General features: G+C 52.6%; 10 protein-coding genes and 1 other RNA gene. 4 read left to right on the top strand and 7 right to left on the bottom strand.

The window, feature by feature from the left end:
• Positions 1-51: 51 nt before the first annotated feature.
• The 3 genes from KM934_RS00415 to rlmN form a co-directional block, all read right to left on the bottom strand.
• Positions 52-1,170 (bottom strand): PdxA family dehydrogenase, encoded by a 1,119-nt coding sequence (locus tag KM934_RS00415; RefSeq protein ID WP_215758576.1) that lies wholly within the window; start codon positions 1,168-1,170, stop codon positions 52-54.
• Between the two features lie 78 nt (positions 1,171-1,248).
• Positions 1,249-2,283 (bottom strand): DUF4837 family protein, encoded by a 1,035-nt coding sequence (locus KM934_RS00410; protein WP_215758575.1) that lies wholly within the window; start codon positions 2,281-2,283, stop codon positions 1,249-1,251.
• Entirely contained in the window at positions 2,280-3,350 is a 1,071-nt protein-coding gene (gene rlmN / locus KM934_RS00405) for a 23S rRNA (adenine(2503)-C(2))-methyltransferase RlmN (RefSeq protein ID WP_215758573.1), read from the bottom strand. Before rlmN ends, KM934_RS00410 begins: the two co-directional genes overlap by 4 nt.
• Positions 3,351-4,107: 757 nt before the next feature.
• Here rlmN and KM934_RS00400 point away from each other — a divergent pair.
• The 3 genes from KM934_RS00400 to KM934_RS00390 are packed head-to-tail and all read left to right on the top strand — an operon-like array spanning position 4,108 to position 8,121.
• Positions 4,108-5,523 carry a SpoIID/LytB domain-containing protein gene (locus KM934_RS00400; RefSeq protein ID WP_252344821.1) on the top strand — a complete coding sequence of 472 codons (1,416 nt, stop codon included), beginning with the start codon at positions 4,108-4,110 and terminating at the stop codon, positions 5,521-5,523.
• Between the two features lie 14 nt (positions 5,524-5,537).
• Positions 5,538-6,827: an MFS transporter gene (locus KM934_RS00395; RefSeq protein WP_215758570.1), complete on the top strand. Its 1,290-nt coding sequence runs from the start codon at positions 5,538-5,540 to the stop codon at positions 6,825-6,827.
• Positions 6,811-8,121: a Y-family DNA polymerase gene (locus KM934_RS00390; RefSeq protein ID WP_252344820.1), complete on the top strand. Its 1,311-nt coding sequence runs from the start codon at positions 6,811-6,813 to the stop codon at positions 8,119-8,121. Before KM934_RS00395 ends, KM934_RS00390 begins: the two co-directional genes overlap by 17 nt.
• A gap of 273 nt (positions 8,122-8,394) precedes the next feature.
• On the opposite strand, the gene KM934_RS00385 is transcribed toward KM934_RS00390, so the two are convergent.
• Entirely contained in the window at positions 8,395-8,895 is a 501-nt protein-coding gene (locus KM934_RS00385) for a hypothetical protein (protein WP_215758569.1), read from the bottom strand.
• 17 nt (positions 8,896-8,912) lie between these two features.
• Positions 8,913-9,566 (bottom strand): ParA family protein, encoded by a 654-nt coding sequence (locus KM934_RS00380; protein ID WP_215758567.1) that lies wholly within the window; start codon positions 9,564-9,566, stop codon positions 8,913-8,915.
• 537 nt (positions 9,567-10,103) lie between these two features.
• On the opposite strand from KM934_RS00380, the gene rbr reads away from it, so the two are divergent.
• The gene (gene rbr / locus KM934_RS00375; protein ID WP_215758565.1) at positions 10,104-10,646 is read left to right on the top strand and encodes a rubrerythrin; all 543 of its coding nucleotides are present in this window, start codon (positions 10,104-10,106) and stop codon (positions 10,644-10,646) included.
• Between the two features lie 142 nt (positions 10,647-10,788).
• On the opposite strand, the gene ssrA is transcribed toward rbr, so the two are convergent.
• Positions 10,789-11,189: a transfer-messenger RNA gene (ssrA, locus tag KM934_RS00370) on the bottom strand.
• Positions 11,190-11,595: 406 nt separating this feature from the next.
• Positions 11,596-13,764 carry a BREX system Lon protease-like protein BrxL gene (gene brxL, locus KM934_RS00365; RefSeq protein WP_044064713.1) on the bottom strand — a complete coding sequence of 723 codons (2,169 nt, stop codon included), beginning with the start codon at positions 13,762-13,764 and terminating at the stop codon, positions 11,596-11,598.

The raw sequence follows: 13,764 nt of genomic DNA, 5'->3' as shown, positions 1-13,764 counted from the left end.
GAGTATGTTCGTAAACACTTGATGCAGAGCAACCTGCGTTGCCCCCATCATTTACTTATGCTGTTCCTTGGCGCCAGCCTCGCGCTTCTTAGGGATGGCAAATCGCACCTTCTCACTCTCGTCCTTGCGCTCATGATAGAGCTTGGGCAGCGGATGAGCCATGGGCTCATCATAGTTGATGCGGTCGCGGAAGGCGTCGATGGCCTGCCAGATGGCATGTCGGAAAGCGGTGGCGTCGGCCTTACCCTTGCCCGCAATGGCATACTCGGTGCCCTGACAAGAGGCCGCACACACCAACGGCAGTCCGCCGAGGTAGTGGATGCTGTCTTGCGGCAACAGCGCGTTGAAGGGCGCTATGCCTTGGTCGTGATACATGGCGAGGATGCCGTCGAATGCGGCAAAGTCGCCATTGCCAAAGAACTCATCGGCGCGATATGGGCCAAACACACAGATATCCTCCTCGGCCGTCTGCTTGATGGCGGGAATGATGGCCTCAGCCTCTTCCTTGCCAGGATGGGCAGCGCTATGGTTCGGGTTGAGCGCCAACACGGCGATGCGAGGACTTGAGATGCGGAAATCGCGACGCAGCGTCTCGGCAAACGTTCTGATACGACAGGCCACAGCCTCCAGCGTAATGGCCGAAGCCACATCCTTCAGGGCTACCTCGTCGGTCATGAGCGCCACGCGCAGGTCGCCGTTCACCATGATATCGAGAGCTTTCTGACCCTCACTGATGCATTGCTCTATAAACTTGTCGCTGTTTGGGAACGCGAATCCGTCGATGTGCATGTTGTCCTTGTTGATGGGACAGGTCACCAACACGTCGAACAGTCCGTCCTTGTAATCGGTGATGGCCCTATCGAGCGCCTTCACAGCCGTACGGCTTGCCTCCTGCGAGGGCACGCCAAACTCCACCTTCACCTCCTCGTCGAACACTGGCAGCAGGTTGACCTTGCCGTCCTGCGCATCGTCGGCGCTGCTGATGATGGTGAAATTGCTGTTGATGCTGAGTGCCTTGGCATGGTATGTGGCAATCTTGGGCGACCCATATATAATAGGTGTGCACATGTCGAGCATCTCGGGCTCTTCGAAAGCCTTGAAGATGAGTTCATATCCAATGCCATTGGTGTCGCCGTGGGTAATGGCCACGCGTATTTTCTTGTTGTCCATTTATGGGTTATTCTTGATGTTTATATTCTTGTTAATTGTTTCTTTTCCTGGTTGGGTGCCCTTGATGGGCTTGCTTTCTTAGTGTTCGCTCCATCGCAGGGTGTAGAGCACAGCCTCGAGTCGGTGCATGGCGTTGCGCTTTTTCTGGCCTGGCGCAAACACGAAACCTTCCACCACAACGGCCTTCCCGTCGGCTTTCGTCGCCCTTGCCGAGTCGATTGGCAGCAGGACCCTACTGACAAACGGCCCACCCATGTCGTCGCCGCGCATTTCCCACAGACCTCGGTAGATCGTCATGGGAGCGTGCTGCAGACTCTTTTGGTTCAGCCAAAGGCTGCGGTCGTCGGCGTTTTTGAACACCAGTCGCCTGTCGACCGTCGGCTCCACGGTGGTCATCCACATAGAGTCGGTTTCGCCCTTGATGGCCCGTCCGAGCACCTCATTGCGCTGGGCCACGAAGCGAGCCACCTCGGCATTGACGGCCGAAACCGTCGGCGACAGGGTCGGCACCCGGTAAACCACGATGTTCTGCATCGCTGCCGTGGCATTGTTGCTCAGCCACACAAAGTTGTCGCCCTGCTTGCTGGCCACCATGTCGACCGGTATCCAGAGGTCGACGCCAAACCGCTGCCGGATGGCTTGTTCGGCCTTGGTGTTTCGTTTGTGGCGCATCATGGCGAGCGTCTTGTTGATCTCGGCGCGATTGAGCAAGGCGCGCAACGCCGAGGCGATGGCTGGCGCGTTCCGCCTCAGTTGGCTGAGCGACGGCGCTCCTACCCGAATCACCATCTGGGGCTTGGCCCACACGTTCTTCTCGTAGCCCACATGGGGCTTGGTGTAGACGGTGGGGTCGACGTTCACCATGACAATGTTGCGCGAGAGGCGCAGTGAGGCGTCAAACCGGGCGCTGTCGACAACCGACACATCAAACGAGGGCTCGCTCTGAGGCAGCCCCTCCACATCGGCCGTGAGCATCTGCCTGACCAGGCCTTCGTGGTCGCCCACGAGCAACACCTCGTAGAGCCTACCGCCCGAAGGGGGCAACACGCCATTGCTACCCGTGCAGGCCACGAGCAGCCAGCAACCCAACAGCCAGGCGGCTACCCTTGTCATCGCTCCTCCTTGTGCCTGATGGCGCCAATCTTCTTCGAGGTGCTGAGCAGTCCGCAAGCGGCGAAGATGTCTTGTCCGCGCGAGGCGCGTATGGTGGTGAATATGCCATGGGCCGTCAGATAGTCGCGCAGCTCCTCCATCTTCCGCTCGTCGGTGCCATGCAGGGGCACGTCGGGTATCTGGTGGAAACGAATGAGGTTGATGCGGCAGTCGAGGCCCTTGAGCAGCTTAACGATCTGGCGGGCGTGGGCTGGTGTGTCGTTGACTCCTCCAAACACGATATACTCGAACGACAATCGGCGCTGATGGGCGAAGTCGTAGTTGCGCAACAGCTCCACAATGTCCTCGATGGGCATGCCTTTCTCGGCCGGCATGAGCTCAGCGCGCAACTCGTGGTTGGGTGCGTGCAGACTGATGGCCACATGGCAATCGCTCTCCTCGATAAACCGCTTGAGCTTGTCCTTGATGCCCACCGAACTGACGGTGATGCGCTTAGGGCTCCAGGCCCACCCGTAGTCGGCGGTGAGGATCTCCGTGGAGCGCAGCACGTTGTCGAGGTTGTCCATCGGCTCGCCTTGGCCCATATACACCACGTTGGTCAGCTTGTCCACCTCGGGCAGGCTGTATATCTGGTTAAGTATGTCGGCTGCGGTGAGATAGCCCTCAAAGCCCTGCTTGCCGGTTTGGCAGAACAGGCAGTTCATCTTACATCCCACCTCACACGACACGCAGAGCGTGGCGCGGTCGTCGTCGGGGATGTAAACCGTCTCAACAAACTTCACGGGCTGGCTGTCATCGGGGCGTGTGGTCTGCACGGGGAAGAGATACTTGATGGTGCCGTCTTTCGAGTGCTGCGCGTCGATGGGGGCGGTGCAACCCACCTCGTAACTCTCAGCGAGGCGTGCGCGGTTGGCCTTCGAGATGTTGGTCATCTCGTCGATGGTGCGCACATGGTTTCCGTATATCCATTTGGCCATCTGCCCTCCTGTGAAAGCGGGCATTCCCAATGAGGTGGCCACGTCTTTCAGTTCGGCGAGCGTCATGCCGAGTAACGATTTCTTCTTCATATTGTGCAAAGATACGAATTTTTTGAAAAAGGCGTGTCGATTGTGCCCTAAAATCTTATTTCTTCGCGCACACGAGGGGTGCCGCTACTGTTCGACGTATCGGCATGAGGCCCCAAAAGCGCCATCCAGCGCGGAACGAGGGTGGCATGCGGTGGTGGTGGGGAGGAATGGCAGACGGCTGCGATGAGGACCATTTGTTTGGTTTATTCTGAAAAAACAGGTGTCTCCAAATGGCGCCTTTTAGGAGACGAAAATGTGATTCTTATGGATTTTTGGCAGCGCTAACAAGCCTCGCAGTTGCGAAAGGGCGCGTTTCGAGTTGCCGAAAGGCATGTTTCGCAACGCGGTTTGGTAGGTATCGAGTTGTAAAAAGGCATCTTTCGCATTACGAAAAGGCATCTTTCGCAACGCAGCCTGTGGAACGCTGAGCAGAAAAAGCCAACCCAAGAATATAAGATATTGATTATCAATATTTTGCAAAAATGCGTCGAGAATCGCGTATTTGCGCCAAATATTTGTTTCGTGGAAAAGAAGTGTGTAGATTTCACTATAGGTTGTTGTTATTTTTACATACCAAATATGAGCGCACAAGGAGCGACGCGCAGAATGGCTTGGGGTGGACGGCCTGGCTTGTGGCGTGCCATTTGGATAGGTTTTTACTTTATCGATGAACGATTTTCAACTTTATGTTGTATCTTTGCATAAGATAGGCTGCGCTCGGCCAAACGAATGCAGTATCCTCATTTCCCATACGATCATGAAGCATCATCCTACAAACTCAAGCATACGCACCTCAGAGGCCAGCCCCTTGGCCACCAACCAACAGGAGCCCAACGTCACGGTGGGCATCGTCAGCGGCGAACGGATAGCCTTCTCCCTCAACCATCCGTATGAGGTGGAGGGCCAACAGGCCACGGGCGACCAATGGGTGGAACTGGCCAACGGAGCCATCCTCTGGAACGGCAACCGCTACAGCGAGCTGGTTTTCAGGCCCACCGACGAGGGAGCGTCGTTCTCGCTGAAGGATGTAACCATCGGAGTCAACTTCCATTGGGAGCGCAAGGAGACGCAGACCTTCCTGGGCATACTGCGACTGGTGATAGACGGCAACAAGGTTCTGGCCATCAACGAGTTGCCTGTAGAGCGATACCTGGAAAGCGTCATATCGAGCGAGATGAGCGCCACGTCGAGTCTGCAACTGCTCAAGGCGCACGCCGTGATATCGCGGTCGTGGCTATTGGCGCAGATGGAGCGGCGTAAGGCGGAACCCGAAACGGTGGCCCACCGACCGGAGTTTGTGAAAACCAACGACACGCTCATCCGTTGGTACGACCGTGAGGACCATACGCGCTTCGATGTTTGTGCCGACGACCACTGTCAGCGCTACCAAGGCATCACAAAAGAGACGAGCCATCATGTGGCCGAGGCCATCAGCCAAACGCGCGGCCAGATTCTGACGGCCGACGGTGAGATATGCGACGCGCGTTTCTCGAAATGTTGCGGAGGAGCCGTTGAGGAGTTCCAATATTGTTGGGAGAACACGCCCAAGACGTATCTGAGCGCCGTGCGCGACCTACTGCCGCCCCGAGTGGCCCAACGGGCAGCCGTCCATCACGTCACCGTCGACCTGCCCGACCTCACCGACGAGGCGCAAGCGGAGCGATGGATCAGGACGCGCCCCGACAGCTTCTGCAACACCAACGACCGCGGCATCCTATCGCAGGTGCTCAACGACTACGATCAGGAGACCACCGATTTCTACCGGTGGCAGGTGGATTACACGCAAGAGCAACTGGCGGCGCTCATCAGCAGCAAGTTGCAAGTGGACCTCGGGGAGATCGTAGACCTGGTGCCCATGGAGCGTGGCAAGAGCGGACGCATCGTAACGCTGAAGATGGTGGGAACGAAACGCACGCTCACCGTGGGCAAGGAACTGGAGATTAGGCGCGCGCTGAGCAAGAGCCACCTGTATAGCTCGGCCTTCGTGGTCGACCGATATGACATCGACAGCCATGGCGTGCCACAACGATTTAGGCTCACGGGAGCCGGATGGGGCCACGGCGTGGGCCTCTGCCAGATAGGCGCAGCCGTGATGGGCGAACAGGGATTTGCCTACGACGAGATTCTCGCCCACTATTATCCCGGGGCCGACATCACAACATTGTATCAGTAAGGACTATCATCAATATGAAAATATTCAAACGATCACCATGGCTATGGGTGCCGACGCTGGCCTTCAGCGACGGATTTCCACTCGTGGCCGTCATGACCCTCTCTGTTATTCTCTACAAGCAGCTCGGACTGAGCAATGCTGCCATCACCTTCTACACCTCGTGGCTCTACCTGCCATGGGTGCTGAAACCGGTGTGGAGCCCCTTTGTCGACCTCATCAAGACCAAACGGTGGTGGGTGCTCACAATGGAGGTGCTGGTGGGAGCGGCCCTCGGAGGCATCGCCTTCACCATACCCACGGTGTTCTGGTTGCAAGGCACGCTGTTCTTCTTCTGGCTGCTGGCGTTTGCGGGAGCATGCCATTGCATTGCGGCCGACGGATTCTACATGCTGGGGCTCGACGGGCACCAGCAGGCATGGTTTATGGGGATCAGGTCGGTGTTCGACCGATTGGCCACTATCTTCGGACAAGGAGTGCTGGTGATGGTGGCGGGAAACCTGCAGTTGGTGTTCCGAAACAGCATCCCCTACTCGTGGAGCCTCATGTTCTATGGCGTTACGGGATTGTTCCTGGCCTTGTGGCTATGGCATAGCTACGCCCTGCCCCGCCCCACGGAGGATGTGGTGAGGCCGGGCATCAACACCCATACAATATGGCGAGAGATAGCAAACACGTTCCGCACATTTGTGAGAAAGGAGCAAGTGGTGGCCGCCCTGATGTTCATCTTGCTGTTCCGACTGCCAGAGGGACTTCTGTCGAAGGTGTCGGCGCTCTTCCTCATCGACTCCGGGCACAACGGCGGACTGGGACTGTCGCCGCAGGAATACGGACTGGTGCAAGGCACGGTGGGCGCCATTGGCGTGGCCTTAGGTGGCATATTCGGAGGCATTGCGGCCAGCCATGGCGGACTGCGCAAGTGGCTTTGGCCCATGGCGTTCGCCTTCACATTGCCCAGCTTGGTTTACGTCTTCCTGAGTTATGCGTTGCCATCGAGCCTGCTCGCCATCAACCTATGTGTGTTCCTGGAGCAGTTTGGCTATGGTTTCGGACTGACGGCATACATGCTTTACCTCATTTACTTTAGTCGTGGGGAGTTTAGGACGAGCCATTATGCCCTGGCCTCGGCGCTGATGTCGCTATCGATGATGCTGCTCGGACTCTTTGCCGGCGCATTGCAAGAGACGATGGGCTACCGACATTATTTTATCCTCGTCATTCTGTGTTGCACGGTGACCTACCTCGTGACGGCCTTTCTGAAGATCGACCCGCAGTTCGGAAAGAGGGAAGATGATGAAACCGAATAAGTATTACGCCATCTGCGACTGCGATAGTTGTTACTGCTCATGCGAGAGGGTGTTCAGGCCCGACCTCAATGGCAAGCCCGTGGTAGTGCTGAGCAACAACGACGGCTGTGTGGTGGCACGCTCCAAAGAGGCCAAGCAACTGGGCATACCAATGGGCATACCCTATTATCAGTTGGCAGAACGCTTTCCCGGAAAGGAAATCGGCGTGTTCTCGAGCAATTATGAGCTCTATGGCGACATCACCCAGCGCGTCATGGAGATCATACGGGACGCATGCCCCGAATTTTACCGATACAGCATCGACGAGGCGTTTTGCGTGCTCGACAACCTTCCCTACGACGCATTGAAGACATGGGGTGAGGAGCTATGCCTGAAAACCAGGCAGTGGGTAGACATGCCCATCAGCATCGGCATAGCCCCCACGAAGACGCTGGCTAAGTGTGCCGACCGGTTTGCCAAGGATTATCCGGCGTTTAAGCATTGCTGCGTGATCGACACGGAGGAGCGACGCATCAAAGCGCTCAAGCTGTTCCCGCTGAAAGAGGTGTGGGGAATAGGTCGGAGATACCTCGAACGGTTAGAATCGTACGGCATCAGGACGGCCTACGACTTTGCCATGAAGCCGCGGGCGTGGGTGAGAAAGGAGCTGCACGTAACGGGCGAACGCACATGGATGGAGCTCAACGGCATCGACTGCATACCCACCGAGCAGCTCGCCACGAAGAAGAGCATCTGCACAAGTCGCTCATTTCCTGGCATGATAGAAGATCTGTTGGGCCTGCGGACGCAAGTGAGCAACTATGCGGCACGGTGTGCGGAGAAATTGAGAAGGCAGCATACCGTATGCGCCAACATCATGGTGTTTATCGATACAAACCGCTTTCGCGACGACCTGCCGCAATATAGCAACTCGGCCATGGAGGTGCTGCTCACGCCAGTAAACTCCACACAGGAGGTGGTGGATGCGGCCCTGAGGGCGCTGAAGCGTATCTTCATTCAGGGATACAAGTATAAACGGGCCGGCGTCATCGTGTCGGCCATCAGCGATGAGGGAAAGGTGCAAACCAATTTCCTCGACTTCAACCCAGAGAAACACGAGAAACTGAAAAGACTGACGGCATCCATCGATAAGATCAACAAGCTGAATGGGGCCGAAACGGTGGTGTTGGGCAGCCAGCAATACACTGCCAAGCATGGGAAAGGAAAGGCCGGCTCGTTCCGCGACGCTATCAAGCACGATTTCCGCAGCCACAATTTCACCACCCGATGGGAGGATATCATTCGGGTGAAATAACCTTCAATCGGTCATGAGAACGAAACGGGAAAATAATTAGGAGGTTATACCTTCTTTTCAAAACACAACAAGGATAATAACAAAACAACAGGGCTCACACCGCACCACGAACCTCATCATGGATGCAATGTGAGCCCTGTTAACGCTCTGTTAGCACCTTTCCCTACATCGAAACGCCACAAACGGACGTTTCAGGCGAGCAGCCTCGAAAAGCAGCAGGCTACGCATTGCGCTTTGGGAGGCCGCCAACAATATCGGGCAAGAAGCCAAATGTTACTTCGCCTTGCGGCGTGCCTCGCGGGCTTTCTCGGCAGCAATCTTGCGGGCAGCAAGCTCTTTCTCCGACGGAGCGACGTAATGGATGCGGCGCATGAACTCGTCGACCGTGTCCTCGCCATCAAATTCGTTGAAGAAGGTCTCCAGAAGGGCTTGCGTGATAGCACGGGCCGAAAGGCGCTTGTGGTACTTCTCGCTGATCTCCTGCAAACGGTTCACCAAATCGCTCGACACGTAAATGGGCTTGCCCTTCTCCGAACTCTTGTCGTAACGCAGGTAATTGTTGATGAGCTGGTCGGCAAAAGCCTTCGAAACGGTGTGGCCAGCCTTGCTCGGGCGCTTAGGGGCCTTCGGCTTGGGGGCTGCAACAGAGGCTTCGGCGTCATCGGCAACAGCAGTGGCGCCAGCGTCTGCGGTATCGTTGGTGATGCTTCTCACGATGTTGGTGATGTCCATGTCTTCCAATGGATTCTCCACCAAGGGTCTCTTGTTTGCCATATCTTATTCTCCTTATATTACATGATTGCCTTCATGATGGCGTCGAAGGTCGTCGCCACAATTTTCTTCTGCTTGCTCTCCAACGAATAGATCGTGGAATAGCGCTTGATGGCCACACCCTGCTTGATGCGCGGAACCACCGTTCCCACGAGCTCCAGAATGTTAACGGTCTGCGCGCGCTGCTTGCGTTCCTCGGCCTTACCCTCGTGGTCGTTGATGCGGTTGGGAACGAAAACCATGCTGCAATTAGAGATGCTCTTCAGCGCTTTGAGGAAGATACCCGTAGCATCGACCGTGTCGGGATCGAACGACATGGGAATGACGGCTACATCAGCAGCGGCATAAACGGCCGCCAGGCTCTTATCGTTGAGGTTACCCGGACAGTCGATAAGCACGTTACCTGGCACCTTCTTCAGCTCCTTCATCACCTTGTTCACCTTCTTAATGTCCGAGGTGTCGAGCGGGGTGACCTGCCAAGGCATCTTCTGCTCAGGATCGGCCTTCTCCTCACGCACACGGTGACGATACAACGACTGCTGCAAGTCGGCGTCGAGAACCGCTACAGGCATGCCGTTTTCGGCCAGATAAGTTGCAAAAAGACTGCAAAGGGTGGTCTTTCCAACACCACCTTTGATATTCGAAAAGATGATAATCTTGTTCTTCTGTTCCATTGTTTCCTTCTCTATTTTAACAATGCAAAGGTATGCAACAATTGGCAATTCAGCAAACTTTTAGCTATATTATAAGATATTTTAGCACTTCGCTCATAACACAACGCATAATGTATTGTGTAGCTATGTTATATTATATAACGTAACAGTCTATTCGACCAACCACTTGACCCATTCGCAACCCGCTGATTTACAGTCGGCCGAAAGCACAAGCCCTTCCTCCACACACCTTCTCTTCCATCCCTTTCCTACTTAGGCATAACGCTCCCAAACCTCCCCCACCCTTCTCGGTATCCACACACCGCAAGCCTCATAGGTCCCTATGGCGTTCCACAAGCCATCCGCACACCAAAGCCTTGGCACAACTCCAACGAGCGGCTGTTCGCCAACTCCCTCCCCGTAGGATATTTGTTATAACACAAGGTGGCAAAAATTATTTTGTTAAAAAGCCTAAAATCACTTGCAAGAAAGAACAAAACGCCTTAACTTTGCATCAGAAATATTTTTGGAATAATTACAATTAAAATACAAAACATTATGAAGGAGTTAAAAGGAACCAAGACTGAGAAGAACTTGCAAGAGGCTTTCGCAGGTGAGAGCCAGGCACGCAACAAGTACACCTATTTCGCCTCTAAGGCTCGCAAGGATGGCTACGAGCAGATTGCGGCCATCTTCGAGGAGACGGCCAACAACGAGAAGGAGCACGCCAAGTTGTGGTTTAAGCTACTTGAAGGTGGCGCTGTTCGCTCAACACGAGAGAACCTGAAGGCTGCCGCAGAAGGCGAGAACTACGAGTGGACCGACATGTACGACCGCATGGCCCAGGAAGCCGAGGAAGAGGGATTCCACGAAATCGCCGAGAAGTTCCGTGGCGTAGGCGCCATCGAGAAGCGCCACGAGGAGCGCTACCGCAAGTTGCTGCAGAACATTGAGGATGCCATTGTCTTCAGTCGTGAGGGAGACGCCATCTGGGTGTGCCGCAACTGCGGTCATGTGGTGGTAGGCAAACAGGCACCTAAGGTGTGCCCCGTGTGCGCTCATCCCCAGAGCTACTTCGAGTTGCAAGCCAACAATTTCTAACTTGCAACCACGACCAGCCGCCCCACAAAGGCCCTAAATACGCAAAGCCCGCCAAGACAAGAGTCTTGGTGGGCTTTGCTTTTAAGCTTAGCGAGCTTCGCAAACGTTGCACTAACGCCCCGTGAAGCACTGCTTGCATACTTAGTGGAGCTGGCGGGAGTCGAACCCGCGTCCAAACAGGGAAACCATACGCTTTCTACACGCTTATTCTGGCCTTCGATTTTCGAGCGACAGCAAGACCCAGACCACCAACTGTCGCCTTATCCTCTAAATCTTCACCAGCGGCTCGAGGCCGCCACTGGCTATTTCCGACTTGATCTGCACCGCTTGATCAGGATGGTTCGGAAAAAGAGCTCCTGAGCGATGTCTCGTCCCATCACCTAGTGACGGGATTAAGCCAGTAATCTACTGTACTTCGATTAGGCAGCGAGAGCGTAGTTGTTTTCGCCAATTAAAATTTTGATCACTCAGATTTAGGAGCTAGCCATCGAGGCTCCGCGTGCTTACGTACCATCTCGTCTGCTGTCAAATCCAGTCAACCCCGAGATGTTGTACCACACTGAAATTCAGTGCTTTGCGTACTAAGAAACCCCATCGTGTGGACAATGTGTGGACATAAATCCTTGATTATCATCCTCATTTCAAGCGATTTCCTATTGCAAAATTAGTACAAATGGTTGAAACCACAAAATAAAACAGCAATATTTTGCATGTGTGTGGACAAAGTGTGGACAACTTTTTTTATCGCGGTTCTTTATGGAAAGTGTATCTATCTTGGTTTTTATCTTCCATACCGAGCTTGCTCGATGCCTTATAACAACGATTTACAAAATCGGTAAGCCTAATTACCGGTTTTGAAAAATCGGTCGGCACACCACTCCTATTGGAGTCCTTCGGGGAGCAAGCTCGGTGAGATTTTTTATCTGTTTTGATATCTGACCACATAAATCTATTCTTTAGCGTTACGTTTCATAAAAGTAAATCTTGTCTTGAGGCATGGACGCAACGACAGGTCGTATGTTCCCATTTGGAAGAAATTCCTGCTATCCTTGTTTGGATTCAGATTCTGATAGAAATGAAGTCCGCGTCCAAGTGTAATATCCCAGTTATTGCTTGTACGGATATATCGGTCATGCGAGTTTTCATCGAACTCATACTCGAAAGTCATAGAAACATCGTCCATGTCATCAAGAGTATTCTTTAATCTTTGGAGACTGTCGCTTATAAGAGTCGATTCTTCTGGAGTTTCGCCAGGTTTTGTAACAAGGCGGAAAACCTTACAATCACCAATTTTCACAAGGAGTTCCACAAAACGAACAAGATTAGTCATCTGGAAACCATGAGTCAAATATGGTTCCTCCAACATAACGATGGAAGCCCCTTTAAGGTATTCTGCGAAAAGGTCATCATATCCATATCCAGTATCACCATACTGAACATCAACCGTTTTTTCCTTTAGACTTCCGTCTTCAACCGTATCACTTGCAGGAACAATATCCGACAGAGCATGATTTGAAATTATCTCAGGTTCAACATTAGCCGTTACAGGATTTGTAACAACGTTATCATGGGCAGGTTCTGTGAGAACAGGTACATTAGCATCCTTACGAGGATTTTGTGTTGCTATGCTATACTTGCTTTCCGGACAATACACAACCACCTTCTGTCCATCCTTATTGATATAGGACATATTGATACGAGCGTATTCCTCATCCGGTTTACGCTTATTCAACTGCTCCTTTACACGACGGCGACCTTCAATAGCATATTCTACAATTTCATCGAACTCTTCATCTGTTGGTTGTCCTGTAGGGAACAACAACTTGATAAAGCCAGATATGGTTTTCTGAAGAGCACGGTTATCGCGTCCTTCAATGTTGTCACCCTTTTTTAGTCTTGAATTTACAACACCAACATAGTCACTGTCGTGTACAAACAGATAATGAAGAGCTTCCGACATGTAGTCCGTAATCAAACCAAAGTTATTGTTGTAAGCACTATCATCAATCTTTGGAATCTCCCAACCTGGAATGTAGTTGTAGATACGGTCAATTACTGCAAGGTCGAAAGCCTCAGGCAAAGTAACAAGCAAGTCATGATCGTAACTGTTGACAATGCGAGGAATGTTCAAATCGAAGTTGCCGACAAATGAGAAACTGGCATAACCGGTCACCTCGCGTCCACGAGAGAAACGACCATTAGCCATATAGTCCTTCATGATTTGTACAGTATCCGCATCCTTGATTTTCATTTTGGCAACTTCATCGAAAGCCACATTATCCCAGAAGCCGACAGCTCCCACCTGCTTTCTCTGATTGTTGTACAGCAAAGTAGCGGTAGAAGCCTGGCCGCCAGACAACAAAGTCGAATATGGCGAGAATTCTGAATAGAAGTAAGATTTACCCGTACTTCGTCCACCCAGCTCTATACTATTGTAGTTACTCTGAACCAATGGCAAGAAGCGAGAAAGGATGTGGAACTTAAGTCTGCGTCCATTCTTGTCTCCGTTAAGTTTGCGAGAACGTTCCGCCAACCAATTAGGATCAATACCGATGCTTCGAATCAGAACATCAATCCATTCATCAGTCGTAAACCTCTCACGTCCACGGAAGAACTTCTGCTCATCGAAATGAGCAATCTGAATTGGACGTAAATCTTCAATAAAGAATGCATAATCATCCTCCTCGACCTCGTTGTAGGCCAAGGTTACTTCTGCCCAAATTCCACTTTCGAGAAGCTTCTCATTCTGTTGATAGAAATTTGAGTTGATAGCTATGCGCTTAGAGGCAAAGTTTTCCATCTCAGCCCAGTATCTCTTTTCGCGTTCAACGTACTTAACATGGATTTTATCGATGAATTTGTGACGTTTTTTCTGTTCAACAATTGCCTGAGCCTTGTTCGACTCATCTGGACGAACATAGCACTTCTCGATGGTTTGCAGCACAGCCTTCTTTCCCTCCTCAATTTCTTCCGGATCTTCACTTGCACAGTAACGAGACAAAAGGAATTCCAAAACAAAAGAAGGCACATTGACTGCACGCTTGATTTCATGCAGGAGGTCTTTTCTGACAACTTTGCCAGGAAAGGCTTCATTGAGTTTTATATCTAATGCATTCAT

It is taken from the genome of Hallella faecis (genome assembly GCF_018789675.1).
GTDB classification, from domain to species: Bacteria; Bacteroidota; Bacteroidia; order Bacteroidales; family Bacteroidaceae; genus Prevotella; species Prevotella faecis.
This window is presented reverse-complemented; position numbering and strand designations above follow the sequence as displayed.